26 protein-coding genes and 1 riboswitch are annotated in these 23,562 nt (G+C 43.4%); of the genes, 16 read left to right on the top strand and 10 right to left on the bottom strand.

What is annotated here, in order from left to right:
• Position 1 precedes the first annotated feature (1 nt).
• The 7 genes from ACMXYT_RS11900 to ACMXYT_RS11870 all read left to right on the top strand — a co-directional run bounded on the left by ACMXYT_RS11900 (position 2) and on the right by ACMXYT_RS11870 (position 7,956).
• Positions 2 to 379, top strand: coding sequence for a hypothetical protein (locus ACMXYT_RS11900; protein WP_415898849.1), 378 nt, complete (start codon positions 2 to 4; stop codon positions 377 to 379).
• Entirely contained in the window at positions 363 to 3,815 is a 3,453-nt protein-coding gene (locus ACMXYT_RS11895; protein WP_415898848.1) for an acyl-[ACP]--phospholipid O-acyltransferase, read from the top strand. Before ACMXYT_RS11900 ends, ACMXYT_RS11895 begins: the two co-directional genes overlap by 17 nt.
• Before the next feature lie 203 nt (positions 3,816 to 4,018).
• A complete protein-coding gene (apbC, locus tag ACMXYT_RS11890; protein ID WP_415898847.1) occupies positions 4,019 to 5,113 on the top strand; it encodes an iron-sulfur cluster carrier protein ApbC in 1,095 nt (364 codons plus the stop codon).
• 229 nt (positions 5,114 to 5,342) lie between these two features.
• Complete coding sequence (locus ACMXYT_RS11885; protein WP_415881890.1) at positions 5,343 to 5,522, top strand: hypothetical protein; 180 nt, start codon at positions 5,343 to 5,345, stop codon at positions 5,520 to 5,522.
• A gap of 141 nt (positions 5,523 to 5,663) precedes the next feature.
• Entirely contained in the window at positions 5,664 to 6,230 is a 567-nt protein-coding gene (gene dcd, locus ACMXYT_RS11880) for a dCTP deaminase (protein WP_415885367.1), read from the top strand.
• Between the two features lie 34 nt (positions 6,231 to 6,264).
• On the top strand, positions 6,265 to 6,909 hold the full coding sequence (locus tag ACMXYT_RS11875; RefSeq protein WP_415898846.1) for a hypothetical protein: 645 nt from the start codon (positions 6,265 to 6,267) through the stop codon (positions 6,907 to 6,909).
• A gap of 240 nt (positions 6,910 to 7,149) precedes the next feature.
• Positions 7,150 to 7,956 carry a hypothetical protein gene (locus tag ACMXYT_RS11870; protein ID WP_415898845.1) on the top strand — a complete coding sequence of 269 codons (807 nt, stop codon included), beginning with the start codon at positions 7,150 to 7,152 and terminating at the stop codon, positions 7,954 to 7,956.
• On the opposite strand, the gene ACMXYT_RS11865 is transcribed toward ACMXYT_RS11870, so the two are convergent.
• A complete protein-coding gene (locus ACMXYT_RS11865; RefSeq protein ID WP_415898844.1) occupies positions 7,953 to 8,264 on the bottom strand; it encodes a hypothetical protein in 312 nt (103 codons plus the stop codon). The two genes, ACMXYT_RS11870 and ACMXYT_RS11865, sit on opposite strands and share 4 nt — an antisense overlap.
• Before the next feature lie 474 nt (positions 8,265 to 8,738).
• Between ACMXYT_RS11865 and ACMXYT_RS11860 the strand changes: the two genes are divergently transcribed.
• From ACMXYT_RS11860 to ACMXYT_RS11845, 4 genes are all read left to right on the top strand, one after another.
• Positions 8,739 to 10,079, top strand: a complete 1,341-nt coding sequence (locus tag ACMXYT_RS11860) for an ATP-binding protein (protein ID WP_415898843.1) — start codon at positions 8,739 to 8,741, stop codon at positions 10,077 to 10,079.
• A 6-nt stretch (positions 10,080 to 10,085) separates the two neighbouring features.
• Positions 10,086 to 10,712, top strand: a complete 627-nt coding sequence (locus ACMXYT_RS11855; RefSeq protein ID WP_415898842.1) for a response regulator transcription factor — start codon at positions 10,086 to 10,088, stop codon at positions 10,710 to 10,712.
• A gap of 66 nt (positions 10,713 to 10,778) precedes the next feature.
• Complete coding sequence (locus ACMXYT_RS11850; RefSeq protein ID WP_415898841.1) at positions 10,779 to 11,471, top strand: hypothetical protein; 693 nt, start codon at positions 10,779 to 10,781, stop codon at positions 11,469 to 11,471.
• A 134-nt stretch (positions 11,472 to 11,605) separates the two neighbouring features.
• Entirely contained in the window at positions 11,606 to 12,061 is a 456-nt protein-coding gene (locus tag ACMXYT_RS11845; RefSeq protein WP_415898840.1) for a DUF6515 family protein, read from the top strand.
• Positions 12,062 to 12,397: 336 nt separating this feature from the next.
• Here ACMXYT_RS11845 and ACMXYT_RS11840 read toward each other — a convergent pair whose 3' ends face one another.
• The 3 genes from ACMXYT_RS11840 to ACMXYT_RS11830 form a co-directional block, all read right to left on the bottom strand.
• Positions 12,398 to 13,309, bottom strand: a complete 912-nt coding sequence (locus ACMXYT_RS11840) for a substrate-binding periplasmic protein (protein WP_415911467.1) — start codon at positions 13,307 to 13,309, stop codon at positions 12,398 to 12,400.
• 78 nt (positions 13,310 to 13,387) lie between these two features.
• Positions 13,388 to 13,531, bottom strand: coding sequence for a type B 50S ribosomal protein L36 (gene ykgO, locus ACMXYT_RS11835; RefSeq protein WP_415885360.1), 144 nt, complete (start codon positions 13,529 to 13,531; stop codon positions 13,388 to 13,390).
• A 17-nt stretch (positions 13,532 to 13,548) separates the two neighbouring features.
• Complete coding sequence (locus tag ACMXYT_RS11830; protein WP_415890608.1) at positions 13,549 to 13,800, bottom strand: type B 50S ribosomal protein L31; 252 nt, start codon at positions 13,798 to 13,800, stop codon at positions 13,549 to 13,551.
• 154 nt (positions 13,801 to 13,954) lie between these two features.
• On the opposite strand from ACMXYT_RS11830, the gene ACMXYT_RS11825 reads away from it, so the two are divergent.
• Both ACMXYT_RS11825 and ACMXYT_RS11820 read left to right on the top strand, forming a co-directional pair.
• Complete coding sequence (locus ACMXYT_RS11825; protein WP_415911466.1) at positions 13,955 to 14,329, top strand: hypothetical protein; 375 nt, start codon at positions 13,955 to 13,957, stop codon at positions 14,327 to 14,329.
• A gap of 30 nt (positions 14,330 to 14,359) precedes the next feature.
• Positions 14,360 to 15,739, top strand: a complete 1,380-nt coding sequence (locus ACMXYT_RS11820; RefSeq protein WP_415898837.1) for a class II fumarate hydratase — start codon at positions 14,360 to 14,362, stop codon at positions 15,737 to 15,739.
• Positions 15,740 to 15,835: 96 nt separating this feature from the next.
• Here ACMXYT_RS11820 and ACMXYT_RS11815 read toward each other — a convergent pair whose 3' ends face one another.
• The 4 genes from ACMXYT_RS11815 to ACMXYT_RS11800 form a co-directional block, all read right to left on the bottom strand.
• A complete protein-coding gene (locus tag ACMXYT_RS11815; protein ID WP_415883852.1) occupies positions 15,836 to 16,183 on the bottom strand; it encodes a RidA family protein in 348 nt (115 codons plus the stop codon).
• Positions 16,184 to 16,190: 7 nt separating this feature from the next.
• Positions 16,191 to 17,267: an alanine racemase gene (gene alr / locus ACMXYT_RS11810; RefSeq protein WP_415898836.1), complete on the bottom strand. Its 1,077-nt coding sequence runs from the start codon at positions 17,265 to 17,267 to the stop codon at positions 16,191 to 16,193.
• Between the two features lie 44 nt (positions 17,268 to 17,311).
• Positions 17,312 to 17,692, bottom strand: coding sequence for a Rid family detoxifying hydrolase (locus ACMXYT_RS11805; protein ID WP_415898835.1), 381 nt, complete (start codon positions 17,690 to 17,692; stop codon positions 17,312 to 17,314).
• Positions 17,693 to 17,778: 86 nt separating this feature from the next.
• Positions 17,779 to 19,035 (bottom strand): D-amino acid dehydrogenase, encoded by a 1,257-nt coding sequence (locus tag ACMXYT_RS11800; protein WP_415883855.1) that lies wholly within the window; start codon positions 19,033 to 19,035, stop codon positions 17,779 to 17,781.
• 140 nt (positions 19,036 to 19,175) lie between these two features.
• Between ACMXYT_RS11800 and ACMXYT_RS11795 the strand changes: the two genes are divergently transcribed.
• The 3 genes from ACMXYT_RS11795 to ACMXYT_RS11785 all read left to right on the top strand — a co-directional run bounded on the left by ACMXYT_RS11795 (position 19,176) and on the right by ACMXYT_RS11785 (position 21,875).
• Positions 19,176 to 19,670, top strand: coding sequence for an Lrp/AsnC ligand binding domain-containing protein (locus ACMXYT_RS11795; RefSeq protein WP_415883856.1), 495 nt, complete (start codon positions 19,176 to 19,178; stop codon positions 19,668 to 19,670).
• A gap of 485 nt (positions 19,671 to 20,155) precedes the next feature.
• Positions 20,156 to 21,529 carry an alanine/glycine:cation symporter family protein gene (locus ACMXYT_RS11790; protein WP_415884641.1) on the top strand — a complete coding sequence of 458 codons (1,374 nt, stop codon included), beginning with the start codon at positions 20,156 to 20,158 and terminating at the stop codon, positions 21,527 to 21,529.
• Positions 21,530 to 21,653: 124 nt separating this feature from the next.
• Positions 21,654 to 21,875: a hypothetical protein gene (locus ACMXYT_RS11785; RefSeq protein ID WP_415898834.1), complete on the top strand. Its 222-nt coding sequence runs from the start codon at positions 21,654 to 21,656 to the stop codon at positions 21,873 to 21,875.
• A gap of 57 nt (positions 21,876 to 21,932) precedes the next feature.
• On the opposite strand, the gene ACMXYT_RS11780 is transcribed toward ACMXYT_RS11785, so the two are convergent.
• Positions 21,933 to 22,343, bottom strand: a complete 411-nt coding sequence (locus ACMXYT_RS11780; RefSeq protein ID WP_415911465.1) for an STAS/SEC14 domain-containing protein — start codon at positions 22,341 to 22,343, stop codon at positions 21,933 to 21,935.
• A gap of 50 nt (positions 22,344 to 22,393) precedes the next feature.
• Positions 22,394 to 23,089: a hypothetical protein gene (locus tag ACMXYT_RS11775; RefSeq protein WP_415898832.1), complete on the bottom strand. Its 696-nt coding sequence runs from the start codon at positions 23,087 to 23,089 to the stop codon at positions 22,394 to 22,396.
• 187 nt (positions 23,090 to 23,276) lie between these two features.
• A riboswitch (cobalamin riboswitch) is annotated at positions 23,277 to 23,500 on the top strand.
• Positions 23,501 to 23,562: the final 62 nt, after the last annotated feature.

Here is a 23,562-nt window from a genome sequence, read left to right as displayed (position 1 = left end):
TATGTATATGATTGTTAGAGATTTAATGAACGAAGTTATCATTTTTATTTACCGTTCAATATATCAATGTGAATCTATTCTGCCTTTAAAAGTAAGGTTAATACAATTATTTTATGGTGGTACTTTGGTAGGCAGTGTTATGTCAATAAAAGTAATTTTTTTAGTAGATACGGTTAGGAATTTTCGGTTACTTTCACCAAAAGTATTAAATATTGCAACTTATATTGTAGTTCCTAGTTTTAGAAAGCGGATCCTATATATTTTTGCTATCTCAGTTGGCTCAGGTCAGCCGTTAGTAAATGATATAGCAGATGTCTACTGTATTCTGCAAGACAGCATGCAGGGGCGGGTTGGAGAACAACATGAAAGACTTACTTAAAATAACCGGCTTTATTGCCTTTATCTGCATTGCATTTATCAATGCATTTGTGGATTTAGGGCATAAAATTGTTATCCAAAATACCCTGTTCAAAGCCTATGATGGTGATCTTCAAATCTTACTGACAGCAGTTGTGAATGGCTTAATTCTATTGCCATTTATTATGCTGTTTACCCCCTCTGGTTTCTTTGCTGATAAATATCCTAAGAATAACGTCATGCGGTTGTCCGCTTGGGGTGCGGTTGGCATCACCTTGTTAATAACCGCTTGTTATTACATGGGCTTGTTTATCCCAGCATTTGCGCTGACCTTTATTCTTGCTTTGCAAAGTGCTTTCTACTCACCTGCTAAATATGGCTATATCAAAGAGATGGTGGGGACAAATAATCTAAGTGAAGGTAATGCGTGGGTTCAGGCGGTTACGATGATCGCTATTCTGAGTGGAATTGTCGTGTTCTCGTTGCTTTTCGAGATGCGCTTAGCAGGTTTAACCGAAATTACGCCAGAACAGAGCCTTATTAAAAATGCGCCATTGGGTTGGATCTTAGTCGCGGGTGCGTTGATTGAGCTCTATCTTGCCTATCAATTACCGCAGTTACGTGAAACTGATCAAACAGCAAAGTTTGACAGATCGGCTTATCTAAAAGGAAAAACGCTTAAAAACAACATTCAGTTGTTACAAGGCAAGCGCCCGATCTGGCTTGCAATTATTGGCTTGTCCCTGTTCTGGTCGATTAGTCAAGTTATGTTGGCTGTATTCCCTGCATTTGCAGAAGAGCATCTACAACAGAGCAATACATTTGTGATTCAAGGCACTATGGCGCTTGCGGGGGTGGGCATATTGTTTGGTTCAATCTTGGTTGGCCGCTTTTCTAAACACTATATCAATGTTGGTTTAATCCCTGTGGGTGCTGTCGGCGTAGCCATAGGCTTAATCTTATTGCCTCAGCTTGACACTATGTTGATGCAATCGGCTGTATTTTTCGCAATTGGTTTGTTTGGCGCGTTAATGTGTGTGCCATTGAATGCTTTGATTCAGTTTCATGCCAGTGAATCAGAAAGTGGGCGTGTTTTAGCAGGTAGTAACTTTATTCAAAACCTGATGATGCTTGGTTTCCTTGTGATGACAGTTATCTTCGCCTGGAACAGTGTTGATGGTGTATGGCTGTTATTCCTTCTGGCTGCAATTGGTGTTGCAGGAGCGGTGTTTGCGATTGTTACGTTACCACAGGCTTTTATCCGTCTTCTGGTGATGATGTTGTTCCGTCGTAAGTACAAACTTCAGGTTTTAGGTTTCGAAAATTTGCCTGAATCTGGTAAAGGCACGCTTTTACTAGGTAACCATATCAGTTGGTTGGATTGGGCAATTATCCAGATGGCTTGTCCACGCCATATCCACTTTGTGATGGAGCGTAGTATCTATGAGCGTTGGTATCTACGTTGGTTCTTGGATATCTATAAAGTTATTCCTATCTCCAAGGGTAAGAGCCGTCAGGCATTGGAGCAGGTAGGCGAACTTATCAGTGCTGGCGAAGTAGTTTGTCTTTTCCCTGAAGGCGCTATTAGCCACTTAGGTCAGTTAGGTGAGTTTAAGCGCGGTTTTGAAAGAGCCTGTGTTGATGCTAAAGGTGTGATTGTACCTTTCTATATGCGTGGTTTGTGGGGGAGTCGTTTCTCTCGCTCAACCGACAAAATGAAAGTGATTCGTAACGAATCTGGAAAGCGTGATGTCACTGTGGCGTTTGGTGCCCAGATGCCTATCAGTAGTACCGCTGCTGAAGTGAAGAAAAAAGTTTTCGAGCTGTCGATTCATACATGGGATCAATACACACAGACTTTGGAGACAATCCCACAAGCCTTTATTCGTAGTATGAAGTCGTTTCGTTCAGGTTACGCTATTGCAGATGTTGATGGTGATCCGGTTAGTCAAACCAAGTTATTAACCGCCTGTGCTTTGTTTAAAAAGCGTATTGCCCGAACTGAAGGTAAAAATATAGGTTTGTTGGTGCCAACATCCAGTGCCGGTGCCATTGCGAATATTGCTTCATTGATGGCAGGTAAAACGGTTGTAAATCTTAACTTCACAGCCCCTATGCCAGCTATCCAGTCCGCGTTGGAGCAAGCTGAGGTACAAACAATTGTTACGGCGAAAAAGTTTGTGAAAAAGCTTAAAGCGCGAGGTATCGATCTAGATAGCTTATTTGAAGGCCGTCGAGTGCTTTACATGGAAGATATTAAAGCTGAAATAAGTAAAGCAGAGGCGATATTCACACTAGGTTTCGTTAGCGTTGCCCCGACCTTTATATTGCAGGCTCTGTTATGCAAGCCCTCCCAGCTTGAAGATACGGCAGCGATTTTGTTTTCATCCGGCAGTGAAGGCGCTCCGAAGGGCGTTATGCTTAGCCATCGGAATATTATGGCTAACCTACGACAGACCGCAGATGTTCTTAATGTGCGAGATGACGACTGCATAATGGCAACCTTGCCGTTATTCCATGCATTTGGTTTGACTGTGACCTGCTTTATGCCACTGATTGAAGACATGCCGGTTGTGTGCCACCCAGATCCAACCGATGCTGTGAAAATTGGTAAAGGAGTAGCGCGCTACAAAGCCACGCTTATGTGTGCAACGTCAACATTTATGCGTATTTACGCGCGTAATAAACGTGTTCACCCATTGATGTTTCAGTCACTGCGAACTGTGGTTGCAGGTGCTGAGAAGCTAGATCCGAAAGTACGTGATCTATTTGAGAGTAAATTCCATGTACCAGTCGTTGAAGGCTATGGTTCGACAGAAACAACACCGGTTGCCAGTACAAACTTGCCTGATTCATTAGATACGGATTGGTGGTCTGTTCAGGTAGGTAATAAGCCGGGAACAGTCGGAATGGCGCTACCTGGATCAACGTTTCGTATTGTTGACCCTGATACACTTAAAGAACTGCCAACAGGTGAAGATGGCTTGATCTTGATTGGTGGTACTCAGATCATGCAAGGTTATCTTAATAATCCACAGAAGACCGAAGCTGCAGTCATCGAGATGGATGGCCTGCGCTGGTACCGAAGTGGCGACAAAGGTCATGTTGATGAAGACGGCTTCCTGACTATTGTTGATCGTTATAGTCGCTTTGCCAAAATTGGCGGAGAAATGGTGAGCTTAACCTCTATCGAAGGCCAAGTTAGAGAGTTGCTGAATGCACCTGAATTGCCATTAGTGGCAGTGAATTTGGCTGATGCTAAGAAAGGTGAAAAAGTTATTTTGCTAGTTGAGGGTGAGCATGATGCTTCTGAAATGAGAAATCAGTTAATAGAAGGGGGGATGCCTCCATTAACGCTTCCTTCAGAAATTTATGCAGTACCCGAAGTACCAGTGCTTGGTAGCGGTAAAACAGATTTTTGTAGTGCGAAAACACTGGCAGAACAATGTGCGGCCTAGTGTAAATATTCTCGATGTTGTTTATAGGTATTTATGGAAAGCGTCTCCTTTCTTACTTCTAAAGAAGGGAGGCGTAGCAGGGAAAAGTCTGGACAGCCCAAGTATTAAAATGCATTATTCCCACTAAATTACTCGGTTATTATCAAAAAGCATCGCATTAGGCTTCTTCCGAGTTAAGTAAGAAATTTTTAGGCGGTATAAAAGTGTCAAATATTGAAGCGCAAATTAACCAAGTTTTAGGTCGGTATCAGGATGAGGTTGCAGCAACAGATCTGGTATCTGCTGGTTTTGTAAATGCAATTAAAGCAGAAGGATCATCAGCTAGCGTAGAGCTAGTATTAAGCTATCCATCTAAAGGTGTTGCTTCGAAACTGCAAGCGGATCTGCAGGCTAAATTATTAGAGATTGATGGTTTAGATAAATGCGATGTAATTGTTGGTCACAACATATCGGCGAGCCCTAGCCAAAATAGCATTCCAGTGATGGAAGGCGTGAAAAACGTTATTGCGGTTGCCTCAGGTAAAGGTGGTGTTGGTAAATCAACGACTACGGTTAACTTGGCGCTAGCAATGGCTGCAGAGGGGGCTAAAGTCGGTGTTCTGGATGCTGATATCTATGGCCCTAGCCAAGGTATGATGCTCGGTGTTGCAGAAGGCGTTCGTCCGCAGCCTTATGATGAAAAGACATTTAACCCTGTAGAAGCCCATGGCCTTCAATCTATGTCCATGAGTTATCTGATCGAAGATAACACCGCTATGGTTTGGCGTGGCCCTATGGCCGCAGGCGCACTTCAGCAATTGTTAACACAGACGCGTTGGCAGGATCTTGATTATCTATTTATCGATATGCCGCCGGGTACAGGTGATATTCAATTAACACTGTCGCAAAAGGTGCCTGTTTCTGGTGCCGTTATCGTTACAACACCGCAAGACATTGCTTTGCTTGATGCCAAAAAAGGTATCGAGATGTTCCGTAAGGTCGATATCAATGTGTTAGGCGTTGTGGAAAATATGAGCACTCATATTTGTAGCCAGTGCGGTCATACTGAAGCTATTTTTGGTGATGGCGGTGGAGCTGAAATTGCTGAACTTTACGACACAGAATTGTTAGGGAAGTTACCTTTAGCACTGACTATTCGTAAACAAGCTGACTCAGGTGCGCCTACGGTTGCTGCAGACCCTGAAGGTGAACATGCGCAGATCTATCGTACGGTTGCGCGTACGCTTGCTGCGAGACTGGCAAAGCATAACGCTGAAAATGATATCCGCGTGCCTTCTATTATCGTTGAAGATGATTAAGCAATACTGATCGCTCTTTTACTCTTAATAAAGCCCTTAATAGGGCTTTATTTGTTCCTGGCGTTCCTTTTTAGTTTGGTCGTGTAACATCGTTTTCATACTTGATCTATAAATTGATTTTGATCAAATATTGAACATTTATTTAGGTGGATTCAGTAAAGGGGTCTACAATTTAAGGTTCAAGTTGTATAAATAACAAACACTATAAAAATAAGTAAAGGGATGAACGATGGATTATAGAGCAACTGCAAATATAAAAATGATGAAGCCAAAACCCTCTGCTTTAACTCGGCGTGAGATGGCTGCAGAGCTTCGTCGTCAGGCAAATACACTGCGTGACGAAGGACAAACTGCAGCAGAGTTTTGGTTAGCTGAGCAATATGAGAAGACTGCTAATCTTCTCAACTAGAAATAGTAAAACCTATAAAAATTGAATTGAATCCCCCCCTTCAATCAAAAACGGCCTCAATTGAGGCCGTTTTTTTTGTTCCTTATGCGTAAAAAAGGTACAATTGCCGGCTCGAAATTATCACCCGGATGGAAAGCCAATATGGGCATTAAAGCAGATAGCTGGATTCGTCGTATGGCGGAAGAGAAAGATATGATTTCACCGTTTGAGCCTGGTCAGGTTCGCGAAGTGGATGGCTCACGCATCGTATCTTATGGTACTTCCAGTTATGGTTATGATGTTCGTTGTGCAAATGAATTTAAGGTCTTTACCAACATCAATTCATCGATTGTTGACCCTAAAGACTTTGATGAGGGCAGCTTTGTTGATATCCAATCGGATGTTTGCATAATCCCGCCTAACTCTTTCGCGCTAGCGCGCACTGTTGAGTATTTCAAAATCCCACGTGATGTCTTAACTATCTGCCTAGGTAAAAGCACTTACGCTCGTTGTGGTATCATCGTGAACGTCACACCTTTAGAGCCTGAGTGGGAAGGCCATGTAACGTTAGAGTTCTCTAATACTACGCCACTACCTGCAAAAATTTATGCCAATGAAGGTGTTGCACAGATGTTATTCCTTCAAGGTGATGAAGTCTGTGAGACATCATACAAAGACCGAGATGGTAAATATCAAGGTCAAACAGGTGTTGTTGTACCACGCACATAAGATTTACCGCACGAAGTAATAAGCACACCCGCTAATGATTTTAGATCGAAAACAGATAAGCTCGTTCTGGGAGCAACTGCAGGATACAATTGAGCAGTTGCTGTCTAGCCGTAGTGACGACCGTTTTGATGCTGAGCCTCTATTAACTCAGTATCGCGAGCAGTTGCAGAAAATTGATCGTAACCTGACGTTTCATTTTCAAAGTGATGAAGATCAGGATGGAGCAATCGAAATGGTATTCGGTTGTGACGGCTTTCCTGAGTCTATTCAGTCAGTATTGAGCCTGATTGGTGCTGCGCCAGACCTATCGGGTATTGAGTTCAAAGCGTTTAATAATCGTTATGACCCAGTACCACTGACGATCAATATTGGCGAAGAGTTTTGTGAGCTGTCGGATTTTTGGTTCCGTATAGTCATTGTGGAAAAGCGTCTGCATTTAGAAATCTATTTGGAAGATGCGCCTAAAGTTCTGGATATGGATCCACGAGTTGAAGCCGTGATGATCTACCTAGATGCCTTGATCGGTGAGTATGAGCTGATGACGCGTGTTTGGGCATTGGATTGGTTTGAACTGCCAAAGTCGCCAGAGGACTACGGTTTAACTAAGCTAGTTGATCTGCGTGAGCGTTTTGATGAGGTTAAGAAAGGTGTTGCACCTATAGGTATGACGCTTCACTAGAAGAAAGCCTGTCGATAACTACCCAATATGACAGGCTGCTTTCTTTGCTCTAATTGTCCGACAAAATGTAGATACTGCCTTCTTCCTCTTCGGTCGGTTTGTCAGAGCCTTGTTTCCATGCGCGCATTTTTTGATTTCCTTAAGTTTTTTTGTTGCTTCCTTAGTAACAATCGACCATTGTCATAGTAACCTTAGTGTTAAATGCTAATCTTGCAAATTAATTTATAAATCAGGTGCCTTATGAGTGGATTACTGACAGCCTTGCTGGAAGATGTACGTGCAGAATATGTGTCACGAATGCAGGCAAACGGTTGTTCAGAACCTTACCTTACAGCAGAACGTTTGTGTCATGAGGTGCTATTTATTGAAGCGGATAGGCTAGCTGAGATCATCGAACAAGATCCGACCTTACTTGCTGCACGCGCAGGTGATCTGATCATGAATCGTCAAGAAAGCGAAAACCCTTCTGTCGGAGTCATTATTTGCTGCAATATTTTAGCGGCAGCGTTAGAGGGATTGTTAGCTGTTGCTGTTGAGCGAGAGTGGCTTGATATTGATGAAGAGGGAAATGTCTTGGTAGACGAAGAGGAGTTGAATCAAGACTCCCAATACTCAATCGATGTGGACTACAGCACTTCTGAGGTTGCTACTCGAAATATCGCTTTAGGTGGTGCGAGTAAACTATCCGGCATTTTTTCTGCAGCGGAATCAGCATTTTTAGATGCCTTGCAGGAAAACTCCCGTAATAAAGATGCCTATCAACAAGCGCTAGACATCTCCTCTGATTACTCTGTCTTTGCTCCTGAAGAGATAGCACCCTTAGTTGCAGAAAACCCGTTGTTATTGGGGCTTCGACCAGAAGATCTAATCGACGAAGATCTGTTCGAAGGTGATCCACCAGCAGGCTTGATCATTAGCGCTCACCTTACTCAGATGATGCTACAGCAGATGTTGGAGTTAGGTGTAGAACATGGTGTATTAGTACTTGATAGTAGTGGCCATATCATCGTTCCAGATGAACCTAAAGAGCCGCCAACCCTCCATTAGACTGTTATATGTAATCTATGCGCGGCTGAATGATGTTTGATATTTAGTTCGCGCTTACCATCATACTGGTAAATCTCTAACTCGCTTGGTTTTGCCTCTCCGTTGTTCAGTTCCGATGCCCGTTCGGTGACATGACGATATATCTCCACAAGTTCTTTTCCTTGTGTTACTTGATGAGCATTAAGTAAAACAGCCTTGAATTCTGCGTTCTCTCTTTTTTCCGGAATACTAATATGCCTGTTCTCAGCATGTACGGGTTTGCTGGGATAGACAGGGGCTATCTGCTGGGTAGACAATGCTATTTTCACAAGACTGATCCTTGGGAACCTGCGAACAAGTCCTATACGACTTTGCTATGCCCCATGGGTACAGGCTTACAGAGCAATTGAAGCACGAGGCAATGATTACAGGCATGCTGGTTGCCTGTCGAAAATCATTAACAAAGTGATTCAGTTGCTCTGCAAGCCCCAGAGGGTGGGGTCTAAAACGACCATCTACTTTGTCAGCTAACTTGAAAAGGTCTAGACATTTCACTGCGCTGGCTTTCGCGTATCTGGTCGTTTTATAACCCACTGAGAAAGTATGAGACTTATTCGCAGGTTCCCTCTGCTTAATATTTATTTTTATAGTAGGAAATAGGATCTAAACCGAAAATATGCATATACCCATATGGGGTTTGCAAAAGTAGAGTCAAAGTCGTGGTAAAGAATTCAGAAATAGGATTTTTTCAATATAAGTTGGGCCGAAAGCTTGTCCTACGGGTGGTACTGTTTAGCTCCTTAGTGACATTAATTCTCACGGCTATTCAGTTTGGCTTTGAATTTCGTCAACTGACTCGTAAGTTGGATCAAGTACCGCAATTTATTGAAACAACCATGTCTCCAGCGATTGCAGAATCAATCTGGAAAGATGATAGGGCACAGCTGCATAAGCTGCTTCAGGGGATCAATCAGTTAGAATTTGTAGATGCCAATAAACTGCATTTGGCTGATGGTGAGCGTTTGGAGTATGTTGCCAATGAATCTATAAATTCCAGAAGCTACCCCATAAATATCCAGCGTGAAGAGAAACAACTTGGGACTATAGAGTTAGTCGTTAGTATCGACGCAATCTTCAGTCATATGCTTGGTCAGCTCTATATCATTCTTATCAAAAATGGTTTTAAAACAGCATTTGTTGTTTTCTTTATGTTTATCCTTTTTCGCAGTCTTGTCGGTCAACACCTTTTGAGGATGATCAACTTTATGAAGCAGCAGCAAGAGGGGACTGATCAACCTGTTTTGAATCTAGATCGAACTCAGAATGAACAAGAGGATGAGCTAGATGAACTCGCCGATGCATTTAACCAGTTGATCCAGCGTATAGAAGAGGAAAATAGAGCTAGGCTTCATGAGATTAATCAAAGACAGGAAGCTGAAAGCCAAATTGTGCATTTAGAGCGAGTGGGCACTATGGGCCAGCTGGCTACTGGGTTAGCTCATGAACTGAATCAACCTCTAGCTGGCATTATGGGATACTCTGATATCGCCTTGCGCTTAAGTAAGCAGGGTAAGGCTGATCCAAAATTACTTGAATGTCTTACTAAAATTGGCGATGAAGCAGAACGATCCGCCAAAATTATTCAGCGTACACGGTCTTTTATCCGTCGAGAGCCAGCCAAAGAAGACATCATTAATTTCACCGACGTTATCCAAGAGAGTATGGATATTATGTCCCATCGAGCGTTGCAAGCTGGTGTTGAAGTGGAATTTAATCAGACAGAAACGGCTTGGATTCAAATGAGCCGAACGCAGATGCAACAAGTGTTGGTCAACCTGATTAACAATGCTGTAGAGGTGTTAGAGAATCAAGCGGATGCCAGAATTGAGTTGACCCTGTATAAGGAAGATGGGCATATCTGCTTATCCGTACTAGATAATGGCCCGGGTTTTGATACAGAAATACAAGCGCACTTGTTTGAACCCTTTAGAACCACCAAGGAAAGTGGTTTGGGATTAGGGCTAGTTATTTGTAGAAACTTAATTGAAGCGGCTAAAGGTAAGTTGACAGCCGGGAACCATTCGCTAAAAGGAGCGGAGTTTATTATCCGTTTACCCGTTGTTGAAGAAAAGGAAGTTGAGTAGAGCGCTATGACAGAAAATCAGAAAGGTACAGTGTTTGTAGTCGACGATGATGCCACGCTTAGGGATATGATTCGCATGATGGCTGAATCCGATGGTTACGAGGTGCGTGACTTTATCGATGCGACTAGTTTTCTCGATGCTTTTGATGCTGAGCAGCCTGGATGTTTGGTTTTAGATATCCGAATGCCGGGTATGAGCGGACTTGCTTTGCAAGATGCATTGATCAAACGAAAGGCTCTGATCCCAATTATCTTTATCACTGGTCATGGTGATGTTGAAATGGCGGTAGAGTGTATTCAAAAAGGCGCTTTGGATTTTCTTGAAAAGCCTTTCCGAGAAGCGAAGTTACTAGAGAAAATCGAGCAAGCGATTCTAAGTGATCAGCAATCTAGAGAAGAGCTAGCTGAGAAATCTTTAGTACAGCAGCGCTTAGATTCACTGACGGCAAGAGAAAAAGAGATAATGCACCTTGTCGCTCAGGGCTGCGCTAATAAAGTGATTGCTATCGATCTTGGGATTGCTCAAGGTACAGTTGAGATTCATCGCTCTAGAGTAATGCATAAATTGGGCGTAAGAAGTGTGGCCCAGTTAATGCGCTTGTTACTCGTCGCAGGACTGCTAGAAGATCGTTAATCATTGGTTTTTCTAGGTAACGATTTACAAATCTTAAGTAGGTTTATTTGATAAGTGGATTTTCTGATGCACATTAATAAAAGGCTTTTGCTTTTACCTTTATGTCTTTTGGCTCTAGCTGGTTGCGGTGTACAGCAATCTAAGCCTTCTTCTGAAGGAATGTATAAACCGCATCCATGGGTAGATACAGCTAAAATTTGGCGACACCCACAGGTGACGGAAGAGCAACTTGCTGGCTACTACCAGATAGAGGTTGTGGGTGTTGAGGTGGATCGAAGAGGCGAATTTGTGGGTGTGACAGCAGATGACATATCTAAGGTTCAAAATTTCTTTCCTAAACTTATAAACCAAAAATTGAATTACATTCAAACCTCAAACTCTTCTGGAAAGTCGGTACTCAACGTTGGAGAAAAATTGAATGTGAAGGTGACTTTACTGGATGCTCAGCGTCTTGAACCTGGAATGACTGCCAGAGATTTTATCCCTATTCGTTTGATCTATAAGGCAGGAAAGGAAGCTTATAACGGTATTGCCGGAAACGAAGAGACTATCTTTGTCGCGGGAATCAGGCTGGATTTATATGATGGAGCCTCTGATCAAATGTTGCTCTCAATTGAGGATAGATTAGAAGGTGACGTTGAAACTTGGTCGGGGGATCAGCGTGATTTTCACGATATAGATGCACTTTTACAAATGTGGGCTGATCGATTTCAAGAGAACCTTTTAAAGTTACGAAAGAAAGCCAATATGGTTGAATAACGATCTTAAGAGCATATTAAACTCTATAACGGTCAGCGGTGCTGGCCGTTGTATATACTTTCCGGTATATCCCCACTCCTCTTCAACAATTATCATTTTTCTAACTTAATCATTTACTGAGTTGGAGAAAGATCATGAACATCAAAAGTTATCTTGTAATTGCTCTAACAGCTACTGTGTTTACCGCAGCGTTACCTGTGATAGATGCAAATGTTGATGGGGTAAATTTAGGCGGATCTGCTCAGGCTGATTGGGATGATAATGACGAAGCACGCCAAGCTGCCAGAAGAACAGCACGAAGAATGGATCGTCGAGATGATGCTCGAGATGCGCAACAAGTTAATGTACTGCCAGGTGGTTGTTATACACAAATTATTTCGGGTATTGCTTACCAAAACTGTAATGGTGTTATCTATCAGCAAGTCCCGGGGCAGGTCAGTTACGTTGTGGTTCAACCGGCTGGGATCTTAAATGCTCTACCAGCGGGGTGTATATCTAAAACATTGGGTAACTCGATGTTTTTCGAATGCGGAGCCCAAGTCTACAAAGCTGTTGTGATGAATGGATCGACTGTTTATCAATTACAGTAATATTTATAAAAGGATTTCGTTTATAACTAGCTATTCAAGATCAATTTTTTTGTTCAAAATAGACTGCCTTAGCTGCTGGTTTTCATTCATTTAGACGTTGTTTTCAACATGGAATTGAGAAGAGTTAAGCTTGTTAATAGGTCTGCCTAAATTGATATGCTTTGCGTGCGTATACTTTAAATTTTTTTGGGGTTTAATAGAAATTTAAGAGGATTCAGTTTGTAGTTTTAAGTCATAAATAAACGCTAAAACGTTATGACTAGCTGTTTGCTATGGATCTGTCTTCTTTCTGAGTAGTAAACAAGGTTCTCTTAACTATAATGCCATTCTTTTGTTCTATCGATCGCTGCAGTCTGATTCTCGATTGATTAAGTGCTCCAATTCGCCATTGGCTTGTAGTTCATTTAATCCTTCATTGATATCCTTTAAGAGTTGCTCCCAGTTTGTATTTTGACGACTAACCGCAAAATGGAGTGGGTTATAGCTGACAGCAGGCACAATCTCTTCCATGACCTCATTTGCCTGTTGTTTGATATGAAAGGGTAGATTCGATGTGGCTACCGAGTAGCGAAATACTTTTGGGTCTCCAAGAATGAGATCTACACGCTTCGCCAAGAGAAGCTTTACCAGCTGTAGATCATTGTTAGCTTCAAATACTTCAAATAGTCCTTCGTCCATCATTGCATCAAATTCAGGGGAGTTTTGATAACCTCTGACCACGCCTATTTTCGTTCCGCTTAAGTACTGAAGATCACCAAAAAATAGTTTTGGCTCCCCGCGTCGCTTCATTAATGAGATATTTCCACCAGGGAAAGGGTTGGATAGCACGACTAGACTTTTTCTAAAGGTGTTTTTGAAGTGATCTGAGGGGGCTGAATCTTCAATGAAATATTCAGGATAGAGAATATCAGCCCAACCGCTTTCCACGGTCATCACTGCGCGAGACCAAGGTAAAAATTTGATGGTGACTTTATAACCGCGGCTAGTGAGTACTGAAATCGCTAGGTCGAACGCCCAGCCTTTGCTGCAGGACTCGTCACTGATATAGGGTGGCCAGTTCGTCGTGGAGATAACAACGGATTTATCAGCGAGTGGGTTAAAAACATAGCCGCCTCCTTCAGCTACTTTTTGACCTTTAAACTGCATCTGTTGTCCGTCAATCATGTACTTTACAACAGGCAGGCCAGCAGCGAAGAGAGGATTAGATAAAAACAGGGCTATTAATAGAAGCGCACAGCGAACGATCATTTAACCATCTATTTTTTAAGGGGTTCCTTAAAAAGATAGTTAGCTTGATCTAGATACACAAGAAACGCTAACTCGAGGTTAGCGTTTCTTTTTAGCACTGCCTTGGCGGGCTTTAAAGCGCGGGTTAGATTTACAGATCACGTAAAGCTTGCCGCGACGCTTTACCACCTGACAATCAGGATGACGGTTTTTAGCTGTTTTTAAAGAGCTTAATACTTGCATGGGGGCTCCTTATTAACTCAGCGAGCATGTTTGCCGAAACGTTTATTGAACTGTGCAATACGGCCTTCAGATTTCGCCTGACGTTTCTCACCGGTATAAACAGGGTGCGATGCACTAGAGATATCTAGTGTGACAAGCGGGTAAGTATTGCCATCCTCCCAAACAACAGTTTGAGATGATTTAACAGTTGAGCGGATACGAAAATCTTGTCCACAGCTAGTGTCGCGGAAGATAACGTAGTCATAATCAGGGTGAATACCTTTTTTCATTTTTGTCTATCTCTTAAGTGTTATGACATAACATAATATATTATTGAGAATCATTTTCAATCTCATTTTCTTTAATTTATTACTGCGTCTGTCTTGAAGAGAAATAAATCTAATGTATAGTGATAGTAATTATCATTTAGATTTGGTTGTTTTTATGTCGCTAACAGCTCAGTTTGATTCGCCAATTAACGACTATCTGCAACATGTCCAGAAGCAGATACGTTTTGCAAAAGAACCGGACAATCCAAGTTTGATCAGTCATTACTTGGATATAGATACATGCCGGCAGAAGAGTGTGGAATCGCTGAAGCAGCACTATGAACGTCAGTTCCGTCTATTGTTAGATACGGTAGCGGATGAACTCATACCTAGTCATTGGCGTTGTTGCTGCCTAGATAACATCAATAAGCCTCTTGGCCAATTGGCGCGGCTGTTTGCAAATAATCAAGATGGGCAGGCTTACCTATGCAAGCTTAAGTATGAGCTGAACATGACCTGCCATTACGTACTCTCAGGTCTAAGCCGTTAACCACAGTCAGGAAAAATAAGGATAAATAAGATGAGTAAGACACGTATAGCTAAAGACAGTATGGGTGAGCTAGAAGTACCTGTTGATGCTTTGTATGCAGCCCAAACGCAGCGTGCGGTGAATAACTTTCCTGTGAGTGGTCAGCCGATGCCAGAGGCATTTATTCGCGCTTTGTTACAAGCGAAAGCTGCGGCAGCGAAAGCCAATGTCACGCTGGATCAAATTCCAGAGAAGATGGGTAGTGCGATTGCTCAAGCGGTTGAGCAATTGCTAAATGAAGATGACCTGATGCGTCACTTCCCGGTAGATGTGTTCCAGACAGGTTCTGGTACAAGCTCCAATATGAATGCTAACGAAGTATTGGCTGCAATTGCCTCAGATATTTATGGCGACAATGTAAGTGCAAACGATCACATCAACTGTGGTCAAAGTAGTAACGACATTATCCCTTCCAGTATTCATATCAGTGCCGCAGTTGAACTATCAGAGCAGCTGTTGCCGGCGTTGGAATATCTACAGAAAGCGATTGAAGATAAAGCTGCAGCCGTTGATGGTTTTGTGAAGACGGGGCGTACTCACCTGATGGATGCGATGCCGGTTCGGATGAGTCAGCCACTTAATGGTTGGGCGACTCAAATTAAGCAAAATATTCATCATCTAAAACAGATTCAGCCAACTTTGCAGAGTCTTGCACAGGGCGGCACTGCTGTAGGTACCGGTATTAATGCCCATCCTGAGTTTGCTAAAAACTTTAATGCTGAGCTAAGCCAACTTACCGGTGTGGAATTTACGCCAGCAGATGATTTCTTTGCGCATATCGCTTCACAAGATGTCGCGGTTGCACTGTCTGGTCAATTGAAAGCGACGGCTGTTTCCGTGATGAAAATCGCTAATGACCTACGTTGGATGAACTCTGGTCCTCTAGCTGGTTTAGGGGAGATCGAATTGGAAGCGCTTCAGCCTGGCTCTTCCATCATGCCGGGTAAAGTGAATCCCGTTATTCCAGAAGCAGCAGCGATGGTGTCAGCTCAGGTAATTGGTAACGATGCTGCTATTACCGTAGCGGGTCAGTCTGGCAACTTCGAGTTGAATGTTATGTTACCTCTAGTGGCGAGTAATTTGCTGAGCAGCATCAAGCTGCTAAGCAACGTAAGTCGTCTACTAGCGGATAAAGCAATTGCCAGCTTCAAGGTGAATGAAGAACAGCTAAACAATGCGCTGTCTCGCAACCCAATCTTGGTGACAGCCCTAAACCCTATTATTGGCTATATGAAAGCAGCTGAGATTGCGAAGCAGGCTTATAACGAGGGACGACCTGTTGTCGAAGTCGCGGCAGAAAACACAGATCTATCGGTTGAAGAGTTACAGAAATTACTCGATCCAGCCAAGTTAACCCAAGGCGGTTTATAGATAACAGTTAAGTAGATCGAAAATAAAAAAGTAGTAGCTGGAGTAGAGTTTTCTGGCGAATTTTGGGGATCATTTGATCCCCTTTTTTATGGCGTATTAGTAAGCCGCCGTAACAGATAGCTCTACTAGAATTTCTGGGCGGGCCATTCGCGCTTCAACACATGCACGTGCTGGTTTTTCTACGTCAGCAACCCATGCATCCCATACAGCGTTCATTGCTGCGAAGTCTTTCATGTCTCGGATATAAACGGTTACAGAAAGGATTTGATTACGGCTGCTGCCAGCTTTAGCAAGTAGGTCATCAACCTTATCTAGGCAGCGTTGTGTTTGTTCTGCAATATCCCATTGTGCTTCGCCAGCAGTTTGACCGCATAGGTAAACGGTACCGTTGTGCTTAACAATACGGCTCATGCGATCAGTAGATTCAATACGTTCAATACTCATTGTGTTCTCAAATATATTTCTTATGTACGCGGCGGGTAATGCCGGTAAATAGGGTGTAAGGGATAGTATCGCTGCACTTGGCTATATCAGTCGCAGGAAGGTTTTCTCCCCACAGTTCCACATGGCTGCCGACATTAGCCGTCGGGATATCTGTCAGATCTACTGCCAGCATATCCATCGAAACGCGACCAACGATTTGCGTTTTATGTCCATCGACTAAAACTGGTGTGCCACTTTTAGCATGACGTGGATAACCATCGGCATAACCGATCGCAACTGTGCCGATCTTACTTGGGCGGCTGCATCTCCAGGTTTGGCTGTAGCCAACGGGTTCGCCCACCTCAAGCTCACGCACTGCGATCACTTCAGAGCTTAGGGTCATCGCTGGTTGCAGTTGATCGGCCAGTGGTTGTGACTCAGCAAATGGCGTTGCGCCGTACAGCATAATGCCGGGACGCTGCCAATCTCTGCGGGCATCTTCATGTGCGAGCGTGCCTGCAGAGTTTGCTAAGCTAACCGCTGCATCGAGAGTTGCGGCTACTGCATCAAAGCGTTGGATCTGTTCATTGGTGGCTGAAAGCTCAGGTTCGTCAGCAGATGAGAAGTGGCTCATCAGAACTACCTCTTTGACCTGATCTAGCTGAGACAGTTTTTCAAACGCAGCAGCGTAATCTTCTGGCTTCACACCTAAGCGGTGCATGCCACTATCCATTTTTAGCCAAGCGTTAATAGGTTTATCTATGTCAGCTTTAGCCAGAATATCGATCTGTTCCACGCTATGAATAGCGCACCATAGCTCTTTATCAGAGATATAGTTCAGTTCATCGGCTGAGAAGAAGCCTTCTAATAGAAGGATTGGTTTGTTGATGCCCGCTTCGCGAAGCTCTATTGCTTCTTCAATACATGCAACACCAAAACCATCGGCTTCATCTTCTAGGGCCTGTGCAACTTTAACTGCGCCGTGACCGTAGGCATCAGCCTTGATAATGGCTAATGCTCCTTGATCTGGGGCTGCGGATTTAGCTAAGCGATAGTTATGTCGAATAGCATCTAAGTTAATGGTTGCTGTGGCTGCTCTAGCCATACTCACTCCGGACTGTTGGTTCAGATAGTTTCGTTTGGTTGGTTTTATACAACCATAACAGCTTCAATTTCTATGTCAGCGTCTTTTGGTAACGCTTTTACTGCATAAGCTGCGCGAGCAGGATAAGGGGCTTCAAAGTATTTCGCCATGATTTCATTAACTTGCGCGAAATATTCTAGGTCGGAAAGCAAAACAGTGATCTTTACGAAGTCGTTTAAGTTACCGCCAGCAGCCTCTGCAACAGCTTTAAGGTTTTCGAAAACTTGAACCGCTTGGCTTTCAAATGACTCAGTTACCATCTCCATTGTTGCTGGGTTCAACGGGATCTGGCCAGAGATATAAACAGTGTTACCCGCTTTAACTGCTTGTGAATAAGTGCCAATCGCAGCAGGTGCTTTGTCTGTGCAAACTGTAACTTTCTGCATGATTTTATTCCTGTAATAAAAAAGGAGATACCGGACAGTGGGAGCAGCCGGTTCTCCGAAAATAGTTGTTATAGGGTGATAAGTATTTAGGCGTAGCGCGCTAGCGATAGGCCTTCTTTGTCAATATCTGGAGCGGTGTTGCTGATGATGTCAGACACGTATTTGCCCGAGCCTAGCGACATGGTCCAGCCTAGTGTGCCGTGACCCGTATTAAGGAATAGGTTCTCAAATTGAGTCTCACCTAAAATTGGTGTGCCGTCCGGTGTCATTGGGCGTAAGCCTGTCCAGAATTCAGCATTCTCTGTGCAGCCGCCGCCCGGGAATAGATCGTTAACCACAAATTCCACATTGGCTTTACGCTTCTCTTCCAGCTCTTTGTTGTAGGACGCGATCTCGGCAGTACCGCCAACACGGATACGATCATCAAAACGGGTCACCGCAACTTTGTAAGTTTCATCCATCACTGTGGATGTTGGTGCTTTGCTTTCGTCAATGATCGGCAAGGTTAGTGAGTAACCTTTTATTGGGTATACAGGCACTTTTAGACCGATCTTAGACAGCACAGGGGTAGAGTAGCTGCCTAGTGCAACAAGATAAGAATCGGCTGTCATGGTGCCGCGCGAAGTGGAAACGCTTACAACCTGATCGCCTTCAGTGTTTATATTCAGAATGTCGGTTTTCATAATGAATTCGACACCCATCTTTTTACACTCATCAGCCAAGGCGTTGGTGAACTTGAAGCAATCGCCTGTTTCATCACCTGGTAAGCGAAGGCCACCTACGATTTTTTCCTTAACATTCGCGAGGGCAGGTTCATATTCGATACAGCCATCGCGATCTAAGCTTTGGAAATCTACGCCGCTCTCTTCTAGAACAGAGATATCTTTCTGGGCATCTTGCATCTGTTTATCTGTTCTAAACACTTGCAAGGTACCTTTAGTGCGCTGGTCGTAGTCTATATTTAATTCATTGCGCAGATCGATAAAGCAATCACGGCTGTATTCAGCTAGGCGAACCATGCGGGCTTTATTAGTGTGGTAAGCGCTTTCTGTGCAGTTGGATAACATTTTGGTCATCCACGCGAGTGTTTGGGTATCAACATCGCGTCCGCTGATCATAAATGGAGCTAAATCTTGCATTAGCCACTTAACAGCTTTTAGGGGAATACCGGGTCCGGCCCAAGGAGCAGAGTAGCCAGGAGAGATCTGGCCAGCGTTGGCGTAGCTTGTTTCTAACGCGACATCGACCTGTCGATCGATTATAGTTACCTTATGGCCAGCCTTGGCTAAATACCAAGCGCTCGTTACGCCAACCACTCCTGCACCTAAAACCAGTACCTGCATAATGTGACCTCATTTTCGTATTTTTTATGTTAATGAGAAAACACTAGTTTATTTGGTTTTTGCCAGTGTAAGGCGCTAAAGTTTGGCTATAATACAGAATAATAACCTGCATATTTTACTTTCATAGTGGATATCAATGCATGACAAATAGTAAGAAGCGTACGCTAGATCGCTTAGATGTAAGCATTTTGCGTACTTTGCAAAACGATGGGCGAATTAGTTACGTTGATCTTGCAGAGAAAGTCGGCTTAAGTTCGACGCCCTGCATAGAGCGTGTGAAGCGATTGGAAAAAGAAGGGTATATAGAAGGATACTATGCCCGCTTAAACCCACAGTTGCTTGAATACAATATGTTGGTATTTGTAGAGATATCTCTCTCTTATCAAACACCAGATGCATTCCAGACGTTTAATAAGGCGGTTGAACAGCTGCCTTATATATTGGAGTGCCACCTAGTTTCGGGTGATGCAGACTACCTTCTAAAGGCGCGTATTAATGACATGTCTGAATACCGTGCTTTATTGGGTGATATGCTTTTGACTCTTCCAGGAGTTAAGAACTCTAAGAGTTATATCGTGATGGAAGAGGTAAGAGAAACACTGGAGCTGCCAATTAAGTTTAATGTTAATCGTTAACTTAAGTTTTTCGTAACCTCTTAAAGAAGGTGCAATATCAGTGATCTGATTTGCACCTTTTTTTATGCCGTTTTCTATGGGTATACGGCCCTGATAGCCCTTCTTGTCTCTTTTTTAGTTTATTCCACTGCAAATATTCAATTAAGCAGTTTTTATCACTGAATATTTTTTTAATTCAAAGCCATTTTCTGGCTTCTTTCTAATATCGTAGTGCGCAGTTCTATTCGTAGCATGGAGGCGGGGGCTGCTGGGCTACTTACCCTTGGCAGGATAAGGTTGTTTGATCTTTGGCCAGGTGTGTATACATCTCCTCTGTATCAAAGAGCCAGGCGAGCACACTAAGCCCCGTCTCGCTGCGAAAAGAATAAGAGCAGGTTGCTGTGTTTAAGAAATCGCTAACGCCTTTGGGAATTAGCGAACTGAAAATTAAAAATAACAGAGCAGTTATTTTCCCTCGTAGAAAAAAACAATATAGAGGAATCATGATGGAAGCATTGACCGGATTTATAAGTGCGGTTAACGGCATCGTTTGGGGTCCAATGATGCTGGTACTAATTTTAGGTGTAGGTTTATTCCTACAGCTAGGTTTGAGACTAATGCCAATTTTAAAATTGGGCACTGGTTTTAAATTAATGTGGAGCGGCCGAAATACGGCTGAGTCCGAAAAAGGCTCCGGTGAAATCTCACCTTTCCAAGCCTTGATGACAGCAATGTCTGCAACGGTAGGTACTGGTAATATTGCCGGTGTTGCTACGGCTGTATTCCTAGGTGGCCCGGGTGCTCTGTTCTGGATGTGGTGTACTGCGCTAGTAGGTATGGCGACTAAGTTCTCTGAGGCTGTATTGGCGGTTAAATACCGTGAGGTTGATGAGAATGGCAACCACGTTGGTGGTCCAATGTACTACATCAAAAATGGCCTAGGTAAAAAATGGGCTTGGATGGGTACGACTTTCGCGGTCTTCGGTACGATTGCAGGCTTCGGTATTGGTAACACTGTACAGTCTAACTCTGTAGCTGATGTTCTAGAAGCAAACTTCCAGATGCCAGCATGGGTGACTGGTGTAATCCTAATGGTACTTACTGCAGCTGTATTGCTGGGTGGTATTAAGCGTATCGGTGCGGTTGCGGGTGCTCTGGTGCCATTGATGGCAATCAGCTACCTTGTTGCAGGTCTAGTTGTTCTAACAATTAACGTTGATGCGATCCCTGCTGCTCTAGATCTTATCTTTACTTATGCATTTACTGAGCACGCTGCTGAAGGTGGTTTCGCAGGTGCTGCTGTTTGGGCTGCGATCCAGTTCGGTGTGGCACGTGGTGTATTCTCTAACGAAGCTGGTCTTGGTTCCGCTCCGATTGCTCACGCTGCATCTCAAACTAAGGATCCAGTTCGTCAGGGTCTAATCGCAATGCTAGGTACATTCCTAGATACAATTATCATCTGTTCTATCACTGGTTTGGTTATCATCACTTCTGGTGTATGGACTGACGGTGTATCAGGCGCAGCACTAACATCTGCCGCTTTCGCTGATGCCCTGCCGGGTGTAGGTAACTACATTGTTGCTATCTCTCTAGCGATCTTTGCTTTCACTACAATTCTAGGTTGGAGTGTTTATGGCGAGCGTTGTGCTGAATACCTATTTGGTGTGAAAGTAATTATGCCTTTCCGCATCCTATGGATCATTGCTGTACCTGTAGGCACGATGATTAGCTTGGATTTCGTATGGCTACTAGCAGATACACTAAACGCGATGATGGCTATTCCAAACTTGATTGCTCTGGCGCTATTGAGCCCAGTTGTATTCAAGTTGACTCGCGAATACTTTGAAGCACAAGTGGCTTCATCGTTAGAAACAAAATAAGTCAGGCTCTTTATTTTGTAACTAAAAAGACCGGGCATTGCCCGGTCTTTTGCTTTATAGCGTTTGGCTTTTGCCCTATGGGCGTATACTGTGTGAGTAGTTCTATGTAGTAAGTGAGGCCAAGATGGAAAAGAAAGACGGTAAAACCATATATAAAATTATAAAAGCCTCTGGATTAGACGATGCCGAACCTCAAGCTGAGGTAGCGCCTGATACCCAAGTGATCGAAATAGATTTAGAAGAGGTGTTCCTGTACGGGAATCTGGACTTTGTCGATATGCCGCAAGAGCTGCGCGATGCTCTGTATTCGCAAATGGTTTCTAGTGGCATGCTGACGGTGCACTAGTTCTTAAGCTTAAAAAAGGGCCGTTATGAGATGGCCCTTATTGTTCAAGCTGCTTCGTTATCCGCCGAAAGGGTAAAGTGTTTCTTCTTCCTCATCGTCTTCATCTTCATCGTTAATCCAACGAAGTGCTTCAAGTAGTTGAGTCATTCTATAGTGGCGCATTTTACCTTGGGTTAGCAGGTCGCCTACCTTAGTCATCCATTCGGTCCATTTAGGATCACCAACGATTGCTATACGGTAAAAATCATTGGCGTGTTCTGAGCCGAATTTTAGATCTTCCCATAATGCACCGGCTTCAAAGCCTGAAAAATCTGGAGCAAAAGTGATCAGCAGGCGAACTTCAGGGTGGGTGTTCTTTACATGCTCAAACAGCGGTAGGAATGTTTCGGTGTAATCGCTTGCTGTCAGAGTATCATTCGCTTGCAGGACGATGATGTCGCCTGTTGTTTCAGGAAGTACATAGAGCATGGAAGATGCCTTATCCAGATCAAAAAAACGGATTATAAAGGCAAATAGGGCTAGAAGGTAACTCCAAGCCCAATTGTGATTATGGTGTCGAAATCATCTTCCTGAAGGTCGTAAGGAAGTTCTAGCAGGGTATGTAGGGTTAAGTTTTTAGAAAGAGGGTGATCGTAGCCGATAATAGGGAGTACCTCTTCGAATTCAAAATCCTTAATCGAATCATCGCTGCTATATAGACGCATTGTTGGGGCTTCTAACTCCAGGTTGAGTTTGCCTTCGCCTAGGTTTCGGCTCCATTTTAGTGTGGGTTCAATCTCGATCTCATAGATATCAAAATCACCATCGAGGTAGTAATCGATCTCCAGTTCAAATCCTGCCTTTAAGCCATTATCAAACGTGGTGTAGTACATGGGAGTGAGCTCGGCGCTATTGGTGTCACTATCTATAGCACGGTCAAATTCATGAACTAGTTTAAAAATGCTGTTTTCATTTAGCTGCCATGTGTATTCAACTTGCCAAGTTAGATTTTGACCATTATCCAGCCCATTCCTTGGAACATATACGTACTCTAGGTAAGTACCAAAATTGCCTTCAGTGAATTGCAGTAAAGGTTTGTAAGCATAGTGGCCACTTTGGGCTTCGGGCTGGTACTCGGTAGAAAAACTGGCGTACCAGTCAGCTTGTGTTTGTAAAGATAAGGAAGTAAGCAAAGCGGCTAGAGCAATGAGAGAGAAGGGTTTATGAGCAAACATATAGTGGAGCCCTCTTTAATGCTTGGCGTTCTTATTTTTAGTTCCGAAAAGAAGGTGCTTAATCCCTAGTGTAGTTGGGATTTAAATATTTACGTTATTCATGACCACTGGAATAGAACTCAATTGCAAATGAGGGGTATGGCGGGTAGAGTTGTGCGCTTATTAGGTCGTACATTTGTACAGGCTGAAATTGATGCCCAAATGAGGTCACGGGTAGCAATTTTGATAGCCCGGGAAGTTGGTGAGCTTATGAGTCAGGATTCAATGGCGATCCCAACACTGCCCCCGCAACGGTAAATTGGTTATATCAGCTTTTATGCCACTGTATCTTGGATATGGGAAGGTAAGTTGATTGAAGGTTAAGTTCTTCGCTGATGAGTCCGGATACCAGCCTAATGAGTGTTTACCGTGGTGTTGCGGAGGGCTTCACCGAGTAATTGTTTGGTTTGTCTAAACATACTTATCCTCCCAAC

It is taken from the genome of Neptuniibacter sp. QD37_11, from assembly GCF_047778105.1.
Lineage (GTDB): Bacteria > Pseudomonadota > Gammaproteobacteria > Pseudomonadales > Balneatricaceae > Neptuniibacter.
The sequence above is the reverse complement of the archived record's forward strand: the minus strand, read 5'-3'. Positions and strand labels throughout refer to the sequence as shown.

Excerpts from the sequence above, each read along its gene's own strand:
- ACMXYT_RS11785 (WP_415898834.1), top strand. The coding sequence starts at position 21,654 with ATGGAAAAGAAAGACGGTAAAACCATATATAAAATTATAAAAGCCTCT.
- ACMXYT_RS11840 (WP_415911467.1), bottom strand. The coding sequence starts at position 13,309 with ATGATCGTTCGCTGTGCGCTTCTATTAATAGCCCTGTTTTTATCTAAT.
- ACMXYT_RS11900 (WP_415898849.1), top strand. The coding sequence starts at position 2 with ATGTATATGATTGTTAGAGATTTAATGAACGAAGTTATCATTTTTATT.
- ACMXYT_RS11820 (WP_415898837.1), top strand. The coding sequence starts at position 14,360 with ATGAGTAAGACACGTATAGCTAAAGACAGTATGGGTGAGCTAGAAGTA.
- ACMXYT_RS11825 (WP_415911466.1), top strand. The coding sequence starts at position 13,955 with ATGTCGCTAACAGCTCAGTTTGATTCGCCAATTAACGACTATCTGCAA.
- ACMXYT_RS11795 (WP_415883856.1), top strand. The coding sequence starts at position 19,176 with ATGACAAATAGTAAGAAGCGTACGCTAGATCGCTTAGATGTAAGCATT.
- ACMXYT_RS11875 (WP_415898846.1), top strand. The coding sequence starts at position 6,265 with ATGATTTTAGATCGAAAACAGATAAGCTCGTTCTGGGAGCAACTGCAG.
- ACMXYT_RS11870 (WP_415898845.1), top strand. The coding sequence starts at position 7,150 with ATGAGTGGATTACTGACAGCCTTGCTGGAAGATGTACGTGCAGAATAT.
- ACMXYT_RS11885 (WP_415881890.1), top strand. The coding sequence starts at position 5,343 with ATGGATTATAGAGCAACTGCAAATATAAAAATGATGAAGCCAAAACCC.
- ACMXYT_RS11850 (WP_415898841.1), top strand. The coding sequence starts at position 10,779 with ATGCACATTAATAAAAGGCTTTTGCTTTTACCTTTATGTCTTTTGGCT.
- ykgO (WP_415885360.1), bottom strand. The coding sequence starts at position 13,531 with ATGCAAGTATTAAGCTCTTTAAAAACAGCTAAAAACCGTCATCCTGAT.
- dcd (WP_415885367.1), top strand. The coding sequence starts at position 5,664 with ATGGGCATTAAAGCAGATAGCTGGATTCGTCGTATGGCGGAAGAGAAA.
- ACMXYT_RS11830 (WP_415890608.1), bottom strand. The coding sequence starts at position 13,800 with ATGAAAAAAGGTATTCACCCTGATTATGACTACGTTATCTTCCGCGAC.
- ACMXYT_RS11775 (WP_415898832.1), bottom strand. The coding sequence starts at position 23,089 with ATGTTTGCTCATAAACCCTTCTCTCTCATTGCTCTAGCCGCTTTGCTT.
- ACMXYT_RS11790 (WP_415884641.1), top strand. The coding sequence starts at position 20,156 with ATGGAAGCATTGACCGGATTTATAAGTGCGGTTAACGGCATCGTTTGG.
- ACMXYT_RS11895 (WP_415898848.1), top strand. The coding sequence starts at position 363 with ATGAAAGACTTACTTAAAATAACCGGCTTTATTGCCTTTATCTGCATT.
- ACMXYT_RS11780 (WP_415911465.1), bottom strand. The coding sequence starts at position 22,343 with ATGCTCTATGTACTTCCTGAAACAACAGGCGACATCATCGTCCTGCAA.
- ACMXYT_RS11815 (WP_415883852.1), bottom strand. The coding sequence starts at position 16,183 with ATGAGTATTGAACGTATTGAATCTACTGATCGCATGAGCCGTATTGTT.
- ACMXYT_RS11800 (WP_415883855.1), bottom strand. The coding sequence starts at position 19,035 with ATGCAGGTACTGGTTTTAGGTGCAGGAGTGGTTGGCGTAACGAGCGCT.
- alr (WP_415898836.1), bottom strand. The coding sequence starts at position 17,267 with ATGGCTAGAGCAGCCACAGCAACCATTAACTTAGATGCTATTCGACAT.
- ACMXYT_RS11855 (WP_415898842.1), top strand. The coding sequence starts at position 10,086 with ATGACAGAAAATCAGAAAGGTACAGTGTTTGTAGTCGACGATGATGCC.
- ACMXYT_RS11845 (WP_415898840.1), top strand. The coding sequence starts at position 11,606 with ATGAACATCAAAAGTTATCTTGTAATTGCTCTAACAGCTACTGTGTTT.
- ACMXYT_RS11805 (WP_415898835.1), bottom strand. The coding sequence starts at position 17,692 with ATGCAGAAAGTTACAGTTTGCACAGACAAAGCACCTGCTGCGATTGGC.